Below are 14,113 nucleotides of genomic sequence, written 5' to 3' on the forward strand. Positions count from 1 at the left end.
CCGCTACCTCAAGCGCGTTTAAGAGAGCGGATATTAAAAGATCCGGTTCGTCCCGGACGATATCACTGGGAATTGGTACCGCATCCACGGTCTCAACTAGCGCGTGGATAGCGTAGCTGTTAATATATCGTATCTGCCCCGTCGATGGAGTTTGTGTTACCGGTACGATCTCATCTCCCGTTGAAATGACAGCTACCCTGGGTCTTTTAAAGACGGTGATTTCGGTAACGCCAAGCCCGGCCAGCATGCCGACATCCTGGGGCCTAAGTCGCTTGCCTGCAGGCAGCACGTTGTCACCGAGGGCGACATCACCGGCTCGCTCCAGCACATTTTCACCTTTTGTCACGGGCCTGGTCACTTCTATTTCTCCGTCGCCCAAGGGGTTTGTATATTCCACCATGACAACGGCATCTGCGCCCTCGGGCAAAAACCCTCCCGTAGGGATTTCTGCTGCCTGACCTTTGGCAATTGATATATCAGGAAGGGTCCCCATGGCAATTCGCCCAACAGTTGTAAGCAGCGCTGGCACAGCATCCGAGGCCCCAAACGTATCCGCCGCTCTTACGGCGTATCCGTCCATCGTGGATCTTGCTCGAGGTGGAAGGTCCTCCTGTGAAGTCACGTCCAGGCCAAGAACCCGGCCCAGTGAGTGTTCCAGGTCTATTCTCTCAAACGTTAATCTGGCAAACCCAGCCAGCGCATCAAAAATCTGCTGCGGCGTTACAACTTTAAAAAATTCCGGCATAGCTCGTCCTTCAAGTTAAATGGGTATTGAGGATAGTTTAACAAATAGCAGTTATTAATGGAAAAAGTCGAGAGCGTATTTGAGGGCGGTAAAGATAATAATACCGCCTAGCATCCACTTAATGGCTTTTGCCGGAACATATTTCTGACATCTCGCGCCAAGATACATCCCGGCCATGCCACCGAGCCCAAACAAAACGCCGAGCAGCAAGTCAGGGGCCACGGACATCTTAGGATAAAATGGTGCGATAGCCTGGTAAAAAGCAACACCTGCCACCGATGTGACGAAGGTGCCCATCAGCGCCGCACCGGCCACCGTATAGACAGGAAGGCCAAAGAAGGAGACGAAGAAAGGCGCGATAATCGCACCGCCGCCGATGCCATAGATGCCACCCACGATTCCGACGATGAAACTGAGGGCGAAGATACCCCAGAACGAAACATCGAACTGCTCCCCGTAAAACGTGTAGCCGAGCCGTTTCCGATTGAAGTGCGTAATTCTAATAGTCTGCAATGTTCCCCCATCGGCGGCCTCGGTTACGGCTGCTCCAGTGCCATAGTTGCGCACGAGTTCCTGGAAGCGCTTTTCGCTTTTGTCTTTTTCCGAGGCGCCGGCGCTCTTACTTAATAAATCGCGAATCATCTTAATGCCGATATAGAGCAAGATCGCTGCGGCAAAGAGCTTGAAATCTTTTGGGTCGGGCAAGTACGTAACGCGCACGAAAGCGCCGATAAGAACGCCCGGAAGCGTGCCGATGATCACTATCAAGGTCAGCGGCCACACCATGCGGTCTTCTTTATAGTAGCGGTATACGCCGCTCGGGATGGCGACGATATTAAACACCTGGTTGGTGGAGCTGACGGATGGGTTTGTGTACCCAAGAAAAGACATCTGAAAAGGAAGCAGCAAGAATGCGCCAGATACGCCGCCCATGGAGGTAAAAAACGAAATCACGAAAGCTACTAATGGCGGAATCCAAGGCTCGACATGGATACCGGCGATCTGGAAGAACATAACTAACTCCTGATATGTCTTGGGTTAACCCTGCGTGATTTTACTTATAACTTTAGCACTACCTATTTTATATGTTAACGGCTTGTTAAACACAATCTGTTAAAAAAGACTAAGGGGATTTTATCTACTAATCCTTGTATTTAAAACCCTTAGTTGTTACACGTTTCATACCGGGCCACATATGAATGTTTTATGAAAGTCTTGTGAAGTACGTATTAAGATGCCTGCTCAGCGGAGAGCGTCTGCCTTTCATCGTCTACGTAGGAACTAAATACTATTGATAATAGTAGCCTAAGTTGCTAAGCTAAAACAAGACTTAATTTATCGGGAGGTTTACAAATGCCCTCAGAGAACGCAAAAGTATCGTTTAAGCCATACAAGAGGGGCTTTAAGAAGTTCTTAGGCGATCTTGAAGCCGATATTATGGAGATTATTTGGACCAAGGAAAGGGTCACGGTTCGAGATGTCTATCAAGAAATGTTAAAAGGACGAGACATTGCATATACGACGGTAATGTCTACGATGAGTAATTTGGCCAAGAAGGGAGTTCTTTACCAGGAAAAGCAGGATGCAGCATATATCTACATGCCAAAAGTTTCTAAGGGTGAGTTTGCAAAGAACATGGTAAGAGAAGTGCTGGATGGTTTGCTCGATGGATTTTCCGAACCCCTTCTTGCTAATATCGCTTCGTTGCCAGACACGCCTGAGGCCAAAAAGGTTTTAAGTGAAATCAAGCAAATGCTTGATGAGGATGACAAAGGACAAGATAATGAATAGCTGGATGTCTATTCTGTTTTCTGCTTATCCATATATCTCACAAAGCATTATAGTATCAGCAATTACGACGATTGCCATCTTGGCAGTTATAAAGATATTTGCAATTGATGATCCGAAGACGAGAATAAGGTTGTTTGTTGCGCCGTTTGTTGCGCCAATAGTAATCCCAATTGTTATTCAGCATACAGAATATAGCAGAACTTACCTAGCAGTTGGACCACTAGATGGTTTAACACGTACTTTCACCCATGTGTATCAAGGCAACAGTTTCAATGCCGGTCTGTTTGCCTTAATATTGGCTTTGGCTTGCCCGCCTTTCTTCTCATGATGACTTTCTCAGCTCTCTATGTGAGAGCGCATAGCTTGCCCACGGTGGTTTCAATTTTTAGCGGCCTTCAAGCAATTATCGTAGCCATCGTTGCCAACGCAACGATATCATTTGGCAAAAATTCTTTAAAAAAGTGGCAGGATGTTGTAATTGCTGTTGTTGCCGCTTTAATGTTTGGCTTCAGGATAAGCCCGATTCTCGTAATCCTCTTGGCGGCGGTTTTAGGAATTTTACTGTATATGAGGCAGACTTCCTATCAAGCGATAGTCGATTCGAGCAGAAAAGCCGATTCATTAAAATCCCTTTTGCCACTTTTACTAGCTGTAGCCGTAGGATTTATTCTTCTCTTCTTCATAAATCGGAAGCTATTCGATCTTGCCACCCTTATGTTTAGGATTGACCTGTTTGCTTTTGGGGGCGGGTTTGCCTCAGTTCCTCTTATGTTTCATGAAATCGTTGATGTACGCTCGTGGCTCGATGCCAAGACGTTCCTAAACGGGATCGCCCTGGGGCAGATAACACCAGGGCCAATTGTAATTACCGCAACCTTTGTTGGCTACTTGCTATATGGCATTTTAGGTGGGCTTATTGCCACCGTTAGCGTATTCTTACCCTCTTTCATACTTGTGATTGGCATTACCCCTTATTTTGATAGACTTAGAAACTCTCCTTATTTTAGTAGAGCCATCAGTGGCATACTAAGCTCATTTGTCGGGCTTCTTTTATCCGTTACGATTCGCTTTGCCTTAGACATACCATGGGATTTACCTCGCACTCTTTTAGCAGGCGGAGCGTTTATTGCATTACTTTTAAAGATAGAAATCTTCTGGGTGGTTATCGTAACTACCGTAGTCTCATTATTTATCCTTAGGTGAAAACTCAGGTAGGTCTATGGGCAAGCTGATACACTATTTCAAAACCTATAAATGGGCGCTTGAGACGGGGTTCTCCGAAGAAGATGCCCGGCGCATCGCCTTTGCCGACTGGCAGGTCGATATCCTGAAGGCGGGGGAGCGATACGAGCGGGGGAGACATCTTAACACAAACCTCTTAGCGCTGTTTGGCGGCATGCCGACACAGCTTTGGTATGCGAGGTACCATCTGGGTAAAGCGATCGATACAGAAGATCTCAATGACCTGGGAAAGGCCTTGCATAGCCTGCAGGATTGGGTAGGGCATGGCGTGTGGCCCCTCTACGGCTATCACTGGAAGGGACCGTGGAGATTTAGCGCATTTGGCCGGAAGTTTAGGTTGCGCAAATATGATCCGGATCAAGACTTTGCAGGCGGTAGGCTTGAAAAGCTTGAAGCGCTGACGAAAGAATACCTGGAAGAGTATAAAAAGGCCACAGCTTGATATAGAGTATCTGCAGCAGATAAAAAGGGGAGCCAATCGGCTCCCCTTTACATGATTTTCAAGTCAAGTGCAATGGCACAGAATTACTTGTGCATTACGCCCTGGGCTTTGTTGGTATGGCAGAACTTGCAGCTCCATACCCAGTAGTTGTCGCCCTGGAACTTGTTGATAACCGAGAAGTCGGCTGCGTTCGACCCGGTAAGCTCGGCGTGCGTGCTGTTGTGGCATGCCTCGCAGTAGAGCTTGTTGTTCATGGTGTTGTTCGGGCCGTTCTGCAGTACGGAGTTACGATAGAGAGTATTTGTGTTCTCTACGTGTTTGCTGTCATGGCAATCACCGCATTTTGGCTCCTGCAGCCATGGCTGACGACCGCCATTAGCGGCAAGCTGAGAACTCGCTACTTTAGCCATATCGCCGTGGCAAGTAATACAGGTATTGCCGGCGCGCGACATAATACCACGCATGCACTTGGTGTTCGGTCCCGGATGGCAGTTGTAGCATACTGGGCTAACACTTGATCCACTTACTTTGCTTGCATGGAAGTTATGCATTGCATAGGAGAGGCTCTCTACACCGTTACCACCTGGTGCGCCAAGAGCATTGTCGCCGTGGCAATTGCCCTCGGAACAGCGGTGTGGCCTACCGGCTGTTGCATCAGCGGCAAGTGTCGTGCCGTGGTTCGCATCATGTTTTTGCAGGATATTCTGGAATGTATTGGTTGTGCCGTGGCAGTTGAAGCAGCTCATCTCACCGGATACCGGGGTTACGACGTCAGCGGTCTGAAGCGTTGCGCCCGAAGCGGCATCCTTTACGGTAACCGTCATCTTACCGTATGGATCCCAGGTACCGTCATCATCATAAGCGGTAACCGGAACGCCCTCGGCAACCCAGCTAAGATTCTTGGCATCTTTGACCATCGTGCCGGTGAGCTTGTTTCCTGCAAGGCCAACGCCCGGTGCTAGATTCCAACCAAAGTTTGGAGCATACTGCCAGAAGTTGTTGTGAAGCGTCGGGTCGGTCTTCTTAGCATACGCATAGGTAACGGTAACACCACTCATTAACGGGTTGCTCTTTGCGTTGCGGTTCTGGATCTGAACGTGAACCGTGTTATACGGGGGCAACACGCACGCGCCGGAATAATCGTCCTGGCCGCAGTGCATACCAAGGTCGTTCCATGCCATGATGGCGTAATCCATGCTTGCGGCAGGAATCGTTTGCGTGCCATAGGCTGCTGTAAGCGACCAGTTTGTTGTTGTGGTGGCACCGGCTACGATGTTGGCTTTTTGCCATGTTTGCTGATAACCGGTTTTTGTTACGTTAAACGTAATAGTTCCCGCGGTCACACCGGTTATTGTGTATGAGCCATTTGTGGCCGTCGTTGCCGACTGCGTGCCGTTACTGACCGTCGCACCAGATACAGCGGCGCCGGTGCTGATGTCTGTAACGATTCCGGTGATCGTACCACCTGCTCCGCCGCCTGGTTTACCGGCATAGGCAACACCGGTAGCCATCAGCGAGACAAGAGCGATCACTAAGATCACTATAGATGCTTTTCTCATGTGGTTTCTCCTTGAAGAATTTGTTGGCGTGTTCTTGCGAACGTTACCAGACCTTGATCTTCCATTGTCCGTTCTCTTTGATAAGGTCTTCTTTGATTTTCTTTGTAACCGGCTTGTCCCTTTTGAACGTCTTAGAGGGAGCCCATGTTAAAAGGACTTCGGCATGGGCTTTATTGCCATCCTCTATCACAGAGGAAATGGTGTACTTCTGCAAAACAGAAGCTTCTTTCCGGTGTTTAACGAATTCACTCTCGCTTATCTTTTTCTTGTACTCCTTGTAATAGCAGCTATACGTTACCTTGTAATTTTTCTGTACAGCTGAAGAGAAGAAGGTGTCGAGCACTGCTCTAGGGCCAGAAGTGCCCGCATTTGATTGTTGAGAACCTGAATACTGGCCTGTTTTACAGCCAAGCACAGATAAACTTAACACCGTCAGGAATAGCACTGCTACTAAAAACTTCTTACCTTTCAAATTGATCCCTCACTTGTTTTCAAAAACTCACCGGTCACTTTGCACGGCTTTTACTCGATACTCATCACTCCTTCTTTTCGGCAGCAGGGCAGCTGCCACAGTATTTTTGACGCACCTGTTCTCGTACGGTCGATGCTAAAAGCACACGGGCTTTGCATCACGCCCTCTGGCTCTACGAAACACGCTACGCCGGCTCGACTTAAAGAAACGAAGTATCACTGGGAGTTAGCCCAGGGCACATAAGAGGATTGGGTTTTCGATATCTATCGGATTAGTACGCTTGTGAAAAATTGCTCATTCTACCGAAAAAAGTATGCTGTATCTAAATAGACTTGCTTTAAGAAACAGCGTAACCTTGCGCACATGTAAAAAAACCGGTACCAATACCTCTATATGTATTAAACGAATGAGTGCTTAAAAAATCGCGCGGATTGTTAAATTATTTTTAATATCTGTAATTAGGCAGGTAAACATGCTTATTTGTTTCACTCCTTTATCGAGATGCTTGCGAATCTTCTTACCTCGACGTGCAGGCGATTAAGCATACGTGTCGTCCGGCGGGTTACTGCTACGCTAATTGATTTTAGGTTCTTGATATGTCTATAATCGAGCATCACGTTAACCATAGGTCCTATAAAGCATGTTACCGCTAGTAAGCGCAAAGGAGTGCCATATGAGCTGCAGTCTGACGGGCAGAAGGGGACGAGTGCTTGCAATATGCCTCACTATTATCTTTGCCTTAAGCATTTCATCTTGCGGAAGCCGGAATTCGGGGTCGGCAAGTGTTTCCACAAAGCAATTACAATCAGCGTTAGACGGCTATCTAAAGAAGGATGCCCAGCTCAAGCACTGGAAGTTGCTCGATGCAAAGGTGTCGGTCCTATCACAGCAGGCTTCTAAGGAACAAATCGAGGCGGTTTTCGATGTCGAGCGGAAGTATCGATTAGACTACACCAACGAGGAGGATATACCGGTCCTCAAGGGAAGGTTAGCGTTTTTAGAGGATTACAGAAATCGACTTTCAAAAGAGCAGCTTGTAAAGGCTACAAAAGATATCGATAGCTGGCGTCACGACCTAAATGAGTATGTCTCCACCGACCAGCGCATATCCGCGAACATTAAGGTTGTAGGAAAATCTGATTCAAGCGACAGGCTGGTGCCCGGATCTACCAGGTATTATATAGAAACAGATGGGTCTACCGGCAACAGCAGAGCCTTCGCGCCGCTGGATCTTAAAGATATCCCAACCCCCGAAGAAGTCGAGAAGAGTGCCTATGAGTCGATCCGTGACTCGGTCGGAATGGCTCCCTAGTCAGATTTCCGAGCTGTGTGAGTGTTTAATTCCTTTGCGTCGGATCTTTTGGGCTTAAGCTCGTTTAGGCCGTAGAATGGCTGCGGGCTTTCAGGGGACTTAAAGAACTCTTGGGGACTGTAAGCACGGTATTTCTTGCCTTTTTCAGTGGTTATTCTCATCATCGTATCCTTTCTATAAGTGTTTAGTTGCATCGTAGAGGGTCCGTCTCTTTTTGGTGCTCTGGTGCTACTACTACATGTAGTAATTCTATGCAATAAAAAAGGGATATGATTCTCTTTCCTAAGAGCCCCATATCCTTCCGGGTCAAATAACGAAGCATCTCTTTTAATAAGTATAGCACACAAATCTTGTTCTGGCTAAGACCTTAGTTCCATTGCGGCTAGCTAGCTATCAATAAACAAAAAAAGACCTGCTTGATATAGCAGGTCTTTTGATTAATCATGCTTACCTGACAACGGTAACGTTTGATGCACGGGCGCCCTTGGCCTCCATCTGGACCTCGAACTCGACGGCATCACCCTCGGCGAGTGACTTAAAGCCCTCTCCGCTGATTGCTGAGTGATGTACGAATACGTCCGGGCCGCCGTTCTCCTGGCTGATAAAGCCAAAGCCCTTGCCATCGTTGAACCACTTTACTGTACCTTTTGACAAATCTTCCACCTCCTAGCGCCTAAACACATTAAGCTTACGACGCTAGGTTAATGAGGTACTCAACAAAGTTTACAACACCGACCAAAAAAATAAAGACCCGTCTAATAACGAGTCCCCATTTACGAATTCACGTCTTAGCTATATTTAAGTATCGACTATAATCCGGTTTTTGTAAAGCTCTTTATGGCCAAGCTGTTGATATTGGCTTTACTACACCGTTCGCAATCCTTTAAGAACGTATCTGCTATGTCGATAATTTAGAGAGCAACCGCCTTAGAATCTATAAAAAGGCTAGTCATATGGACGAAATAGAAAGTCATAACTTGGAGATGCATACGATATATCTGAGTTTCCGGAAATGAAGGAGGCGTTTCGGCGACCCTGTGCCGACAAGGAGTTGACCGAGGACAAATGGGGAACCTGGTTATCAGGATATGGTATCCGACCGGCCTTGTAGGGAAGGGCTACCGCAGGACGTTGCGATTGCCGAACTCAGGAAGCATCGAGGCACGCAATTCGACCCTGATCTGGTCGACCGCTTTGTAGAGTTGTTAGAGAATGAGAAAGCTAAAGAACAGGAATCGGCGGCTTAATCCGATTTCCCTTCCTTTTCCGCGGCTTCGCCTTTTTCAATCAAGTCTTTGACCTTCTGACCGCCTTTGTGCCCTATTTCCTCGTAGAATTCATGGCCGTATTTCTCTTTGGTGGTCTCCCCACCCTTCTTGCCGCCCTTTTCTCCGCCGAGGTGGCCGGCCTCTTTGACGGTCATTTCGCCCGTATGTTCTTCATGTTTCTTCTCGTATTTTCCTTCCGGCATGAAACTCGCCTCCTTAGGATGTGTAGTATGTGTACATACCCGCTTGATAAGCATCAAACACGCGGCGGTAGAATAGCTGGCATATGTTCCGTATCTGTGGTTAGACTTAAGTGAAAAGATTGTCCGGCAATCGGAGGATATTTATGCGAAGAGCGTTGCGTGTCACGGGTATAGTGGCTTTAACGCTGGCGGCGGTTTGGATAAAGCTCGAGGGGAGTATTCTACCCCGGCGTTCTACCAGGGCGTATTGGCGATTGTCTAACCTTCCACGGAGAAAAAGAATCGAGGGGTATATTTACGGCGCACGAACCTCGCTCTATTTAAAGCCTGCAACGTGGCCTTGGCTGCTTCCAAAAGACCAAGGAAACGAGCCGGCGGACACTTATCACGGAAAGGTCTTGACCGGCAGGGATGCCGCCCGGCTTATAACGGTGGACACGCCGGTCGAGTTGACCGATCTCGAGCATGTCATCCCTTATCCAGTGGCAAGGGACATAATCTTTAGCGAGGGTGTGCAGCGTATCGCGGTTCTTGAGTGCCCCTGTCGTGCGCAGAAGAACGAGGCGTGCGAGCCGAAGGATGTGTGCCTTGTCGTCGGCGAGCCGTTCGCAAGTTTTGTGGTAGACCACCAGCCCGGCAAGGCGCGACATATATCGGCCGATGAAGCTCTTGCCGTACTTGCCGCCGAAGAGAGGCGAGGCCATATTCATACGGCCTGGTTTAAGGATGTGATGCACAACCGCTTTTATGCGATATGTAATTGTTGCCGGTGTTGTTGTTTGGGAATGCAGTCGTTTATGAGAGACGTGCCCCGGCTTGTCCATTCCGGGTATCGCCCGCAGGTAGATTACAGTGTATGTGTGGGATGCGGAACGTGCGCCGGCGTTTGTCCTTTTGGGGCGGTAATTGTGGGCGAGAACGGTACTGCAGTGGTCGATGACGATGCGTGTATGGGGTGCGCTCTCTGTGTATCCCATTGCACGGAAGGTGCGATTGCATTAGAGCATGCGCCGGATAAAGGCATCCCTCTTGCGATCGACATGCTGCTAGCAGATTCAAGACAAAAGACTGGGGGTCATGATGAGAGACGTGGATAATCGTGCGGGCGAAAGGAAAGTCATCGTCGATGCGGATGCGTGCCCTTCGCTGAACGAGATACTAAGGGTGAGCAGGGCGCATAAAGCCCCGGTCGTGCTCGTCGGTAACGACACCCAGAACCTTCAGCGGTTTAATCAAACGATTGGTGTTTCAACGGTCGTAGTTCCCAGCGAGCGGGATGCGGCGGATTACGCTATCGTCGCATTGGTGCATGCAGGCGATATCGTGATTACCGCAGATATCGGCCTTGCGGCACTAACGCTCTCCAAGAAGGCCGATACCGTCTCACCGCGCGGCAAAGTATACAATCCGGCAACAATCGACACCGAACTGTTTTTACGCCACGAAGGACAGAAAATTCGCAGGGCGGGCGGCAGAACCAAAGGTCCCGCACCGTATACGGGTGAAGATAGGGAACGCCTGGTAGAGGTACTCAAACGCCTTCTTGAACAACCATAAGATCACCGGGCTGTTTGCGCCCGCCCCTCTGCCTTTGCCCACACTCTCGAACCGCATTCGTTTGCAGTACATGATTCAATATTCTCATGGATATTTAAGGAACGGCTCCGTTTTTCGTATTAAGTAATGGCTTACTTCAGGGTATAATCAAGTTAAGTTTTAGCTAAACCTTGGGCGACAGATTTATCCCGGGCAACAAAAAAGCAACAGCAGAGTAAGCTTCGGTTTACTGTTTTAGTTTGAGCAAGGAGCCGCATTGTCAAATTTCATTCACCTTCATACACACTCAGAATATTCTTTGCTCGACGGCGCGTCGAGATTGAAAGACCTGGTTGCAAAGGCAAAAGAGCTGGGGATGCCCGCAATTGCGTTGACCGACCACGGTGTCATGTACGGCATCATAGAATTCTACGAGCAGGCGAAGAAGCAGGGGATAAAGCCGATTATCGGCTGCGAGGTCTATGTCGCGCCGGGGAGCCGTTTCGATAAGACTCGAAGCGACGAGTCTTATACCCACCTTGTTTTATTGGCGGAAAACGACCAGGGGTATCGCAACCTGATGAAGCTCGTTATGCTGAGTTTCTTTGATGGTTTTTACTATAAACCAAGGGTAGATAAGGAAATCCTCGAGCAGTACCACGAGGGGTTAATCGCGAGCAGCGCGTGTTTGGCGGGGCAAGTAGCCCGGCATCTCATGCATGATAATTACGAGGCGGCCAAAAAAGAGGCACTCTATTTTGAGACGCTCTTTGGGAAAGGCAACTTTTACCTGGAGGTTCAGGACCACGGTATTCCCGAGCAGAAAAAGGTAAACGAGGGGATGTTCAGGCTCTCTGAGGAAATCGATATCCCGATTATCGCCACGAATGACATCCATTATACGAATAGGGAGGATGCGCCGGCCCACGACGTGCTGCTTTGCATCCAAACAGGCTCGACGCTTGCCGACACCACCAGGATGAGATTCGACAGTGACAATTTCTATTTGAAGTCGGGCGAGGAAATGGCCGCGTTGTTTCCCGGCAGGCCGGACGTCCTGGAAAATACGGCTGCAATCGCTGAGCGCTGCAATGTCGAGATAAAATTCGGCGAGTATTTGCTTCCGAACTATGACATTCCCGAGGGCTATACCGCCGATGAGTATTTTGAAAAACTGTGCCATGAGGGTTTCGAGATGCGCTACCCGGAGGCCAGCGAACAATATAAAGAGCGCCTGGAATATGAGATAGGCGTCATCAAGCAGATGGGGTTCCCGGGTTACTTCCTGGTCGTTCAGGATTTTGTGCGGTATGCGAAGTCGCAGGATATCAAGGTGGGACCGGGCCGCGGGTCGGCCGCCGGGAGCATGGTCGCCTACTGCCTCGAGATCACCAACGTCGACCCGATGAAGTACGACCTGCTCTTTGAGAGGTTCTTAAACCCGGAGCGGATAAGCATGCCCGATATCGATATAGACTTTTGCTTCGAGCGGCGCCCCGAGGTCATCGAGTACGTTACGCAGAAGTACGGCGAGGATAAGGTCGCCCAGATCATCACCTTCGGCACCATGGCTGCCCGCGCCGCCATCCGTGATGCGGGCCGGGTCTTTGACATCCCTTACGGCAGGGTGGATAAGATCGCCAAGATGATTCCCGAGGGATTTAACGAGGGCAGGCCCTGGACGATAGACGCCGCGATTCAGCATGTCCCCGAGTTAAAAGATGCTTATCAAAACGACCAGGAGGTGACCGGCCAGGTTCTGGACATGGCCAAAAACCTGGAGGGGTTGGTCAGGCAGGATTCCATCCACGCGGCAGGCGTTGTTATCTCCGACCAGGAACTCACCAACCGCACGCCGGTACAGCGAAAAGGCGAGGCCGAGATCGTCACCCAATACAGCATGGGCTCGATTGAGAAGATCGGCCTGCTGAAGATGGACTTCCTGGGGTTGCGTACGCTCACCGTCATCGATAACGCGGTGAAGAACATTAAGAAAAACCATGGGGTGGAAATCGACATCGACACCATCCCGGACGAGGATAAAAAGACCTACGACCTGCTACAGAAAGGCGAGACCACCGGCGTGTTCCAGCTGGAGAGTTCGGGTATGCGTTCGCTGTTGAGGGATTTGCAGCCGACGGCGTTTACCGATATCATCGCCCTCTTAGCGCTGTACCGCCCGGGCCCGCTCGGCTCGGGCATGGTAAAAGACTTCGTCGAGCGCAAGCACGGGCAAAAACCAATAAGCTACCCGCATGAAATGCTCGAGCCGGTCCTTAAAGAGACCTACGGCGTCATGGTCTACCAGGAACAGGTCATGCGCATCGCCTCCACCATGGGCGGCTTCTCGATGGGCCAGGCCGACACCCTGCGAAAAGCGATGGGAAAAAAGCTCCCCGAAGTTCTCGCCAAGCTGCGCCAGCAATTCGTCGAAGGCTCCGTCGAAAACGGTGTCGAAGAAGGGCTCGCCGGAAAGGTCTTCGATTTGATCGTCCACTTCGCGGGGTATGGCTTCAATAAATGCGTAATCGGCTCGACCGAGATTGTAGATGCCGACACGGGCGAGATTGTAACAGTCGAAGAATTATATACATCCAGGCGAAACATCAGCACGTTAAGTTGCGATAACGATTATAAAATAGTTAAGCGACCTGTTGTCGATTGCGTCAGCAATGGGCATAAACCGGTCTTTCGAGTTGCCACTCAATCAGGCCATACCATCACAGCGACCGACAACCATCCCTTCTTAACGATGGATGGTTGGAAGGAACTGAGGGAGTTAGGTGTTGGAAAGGAAATCGCAGCGGCAACCATTGCACCATCGTTTTTCCACACAAACTGGCCAAAACATAATGCTTACTATGAACTTGTTGATGATAAAGCAAGCCATGATGTTGCTCAATGTGCGGTAAGAACTCTTGTTAAACAGGAGGAAATAACTGCAGACATCTACTGGGATAAAATCGTTTCGATTGAGCCAATGGGTGTTGAGCAAACCTACGACCTTGAGATCGAGGGCACTCATAGCTTCATTGCTAACGGCTTGATTGTGCATAACTCACATTCGACCGCTTATGCCGTTGTCTCGTGGCAAACAGCCTGGTTGAAGGCTCATTATCCGGTGGAGTTCCTGGCGGCGCTTCTTACGAGCATCATGGGCAATAAGGATAAGGTGGCGCAGTATATCAATGAGTGCCGCCGGATGAACGTCGAAATCCTGCCGCCGGATGTTAATGAGAGCTACCGCGACTTTACGGTTGTCGGTAACTCGATTCGATTTGGCCTTTCGGCGGTGCGAAACGTCGGCGAGGGCGCGATCGAGGGTATTATAAGCGAGCGCGAGCACGGAGGCCAGTTCAAATCGATTTACGACTTCTGCAGGCGGGTCGACATGGGCGTGCTAAACAAGCGCACTATTGAAAGTCTTATCAAAGGCGGTGCGTTTGATACATGTAAGGTAAGCCGCAAGCAGCTTTTGCTGACCTTTGAGAAGGCCGTTGACATGGGTATCCGCAGCCAAAAAGATAAGGCGGCGTGACAGTT

The 14,113-nt window shown here is 49.4% G+C and carries 15 protein-coding genes; 9 read left to right on the forward strand and 6 right to left on the reverse strand.

The features are described from left to right. Together ACYC56_RS07100 and ACYC56_RS07105 are read right to left on the reverse strand one after the other, a co-directional pair. A partial coding sequence (locus ACYC56_RS07100) for a molybdopterin molybdotransferase MoeA (RefSeq protein WP_461373485.1) occupies positions 1–745 on the reverse strand: 745 nt, incomplete at its 3' end. Positions 746–799: 54 nt separating this feature from the next. Next, complete coding sequence (locus ACYC56_RS07105) at positions 800–1,759, reverse strand: sulfite exporter TauE/SafE family protein (RefSeq protein ID WP_461373486.1); 960 nt, start codon at positions 1,757–1,759, stop codon at positions 800–802. Positions 1,760–2,098: 339 nt separating this feature from the next. Here ACYC56_RS07105 and ACYC56_RS07110 point away from each other — a divergent pair, with 339 nt between their 5' ends. The 4 genes from ACYC56_RS07110 to ACYC56_RS07125 are packed head-to-tail and all read left to right on the forward strand — an operon-like array spanning position 2,099 to position 4,220. Continuing rightward, positions 2,099–2,536, forward strand: coding sequence for a BlaI/MecI/CopY family transcriptional regulator (locus ACYC56_RS07110; RefSeq protein ID WP_461373487.1), 438 nt, complete (start codon positions 2,099–2,101; stop codon positions 2,534–2,536). Beyond that, complete coding sequence (locus ACYC56_RS07115; RefSeq protein ID WP_461373488.1) at positions 2,529–2,864, forward strand: hypothetical protein; 336 nt, start codon at positions 2,529–2,531, stop codon at positions 2,862–2,864. The genes ACYC56_RS07110 and ACYC56_RS07115 overlap by 8 nt, the downstream gene beginning before the upstream one ends. Further along, positions 2,864–3,739 carry a chromate efflux transporter gene (gene chrA / locus ACYC56_RS07120; protein WP_461373498.1) on the forward strand — a complete coding sequence of 292 codons (876 nt, stop codon included), beginning with the start codon at positions 2,864–2,866 and terminating at the stop codon, positions 3,737–3,739. Before ACYC56_RS07115 ends, chrA begins: the two co-directional genes overlap by 1 nt. 16 nt (positions 3,740–3,755) lie before the next feature. Continuing rightward, complete coding sequence (locus ACYC56_RS07125) at positions 3,756–4,220, forward strand: hypothetical protein (protein WP_461373489.1); 465 nt, start codon at positions 3,756–3,758, stop codon at positions 4,218–4,220. Between the two features lie 83 nt (positions 4,221–4,303). Here the strand turns inward: ACYC56_RS07125 and ACYC56_RS07130 are convergent, their stop codons facing one another. Both ACYC56_RS07130 and ACYC56_RS07135 read right to left on the reverse strand, forming a co-directional pair. Then, positions 4,304–5,779 carry a carboxypeptidase-like regulatory domain-containing protein gene (locus ACYC56_RS07130; RefSeq protein ID WP_461373490.1) on the reverse strand — a complete coding sequence of 492 codons (1,476 nt, stop codon included), beginning with the start codon at positions 5,777–5,779 and terminating at the stop codon, positions 4,304–4,306. A 43-nt stretch (positions 5,780–5,822) separates the two neighbouring features. Further along, positions 5,823–6,251 (reverse strand): nuclear transport factor 2 family protein, encoded by a 429-nt coding sequence (locus ACYC56_RS07135; RefSeq protein ID WP_461373491.1) that lies wholly within the window; start codon positions 6,249–6,251, stop codon positions 5,823–5,825. Positions 6,252–6,924: 673 nt separating this feature from the next. Here ACYC56_RS07135 and ACYC56_RS07140 point away from each other — a divergent pair. Beyond that, the gene (locus tag ACYC56_RS07140) at positions 6,925–7,563 is read left to right on the forward strand and encodes a hypothetical protein (protein WP_461373492.1); all 639 of its coding nucleotides are present in this window, start codon (positions 6,925–6,927) and stop codon (positions 7,561–7,563) included. Between the two features lie 447 nt (positions 7,564–8,010). Here the strand turns inward: ACYC56_RS07140 and ACYC56_RS07145 are convergent, their stop codons facing one another. Beyond that, a complete protein-coding gene (locus tag ACYC56_RS07145; protein WP_286678692.1) occupies positions 8,011–8,217 on the reverse strand; it encodes a cold-shock protein in 207 nt (68 codons plus the stop codon). 411 nt (positions 8,218–8,628) lie between these two features. Between ACYC56_RS07145 and ACYC56_RS07150 the strand changes: the two genes are divergently transcribed. Beyond that, entirely contained in the window at positions 8,629–8,763 is a 135-nt protein-coding gene (locus ACYC56_RS07150) for a hypothetical protein (protein WP_461373493.1), read from the forward strand. Positions 8,764–8,806: 43 nt separating this feature from the next. Here the strand turns inward: ACYC56_RS07150 and ACYC56_RS07155 are convergent, their stop codons facing one another. Continuing rightward, positions 8,807–9,034: a KGG domain-containing protein gene (locus ACYC56_RS07155; protein WP_461373494.1), complete on the reverse strand. Its 228-nt coding sequence runs from the start codon at positions 9,032–9,034 to the stop codon at positions 8,807–8,809. Between the two features lie 143 nt (positions 9,035–9,177). Here ACYC56_RS07155 and ACYC56_RS07160 point away from each other — a divergent pair, with 143 nt between their 5' ends. The 3 genes from ACYC56_RS07160 to dnaE all read left to right on the forward strand — a co-directional run bounded on the left by ACYC56_RS07160 (position 9,178) and on the right by dnaE (position 14,108). Further along, on the forward strand, positions 9,178–10,131 hold the full coding sequence (locus ACYC56_RS07160) for an ATP-binding protein (protein ID WP_461373495.1): 954 nt from the start codon (positions 9,178–9,180) through the stop codon (positions 10,129–10,131). After that, positions 10,115–10,591 (forward strand): YaiI/YqxD family protein, encoded by a 477-nt coding sequence (locus ACYC56_RS07165; protein ID WP_461373496.1) that lies wholly within the window; start codon positions 10,115–10,117, stop codon positions 10,589–10,591. The genes ACYC56_RS07160 and ACYC56_RS07165 overlap by 17 nt, the downstream gene beginning before the upstream one ends. A gap of 256 nt (positions 10,592–10,847) precedes the next feature. Then, complete coding sequence (gene dnaE, locus ACYC56_RS07170) at positions 10,848–14,108, forward strand: DNA polymerase III subunit alpha (RefSeq protein ID WP_461373497.1); 3,261 nt, start codon at positions 10,848–10,850, stop codon at positions 14,106–14,108. Positions 14,109–14,113: the final 5 nt, after the last annotated feature.

The organism is Candidatus Aquicultor sp. (assembly GCF_054640775.1).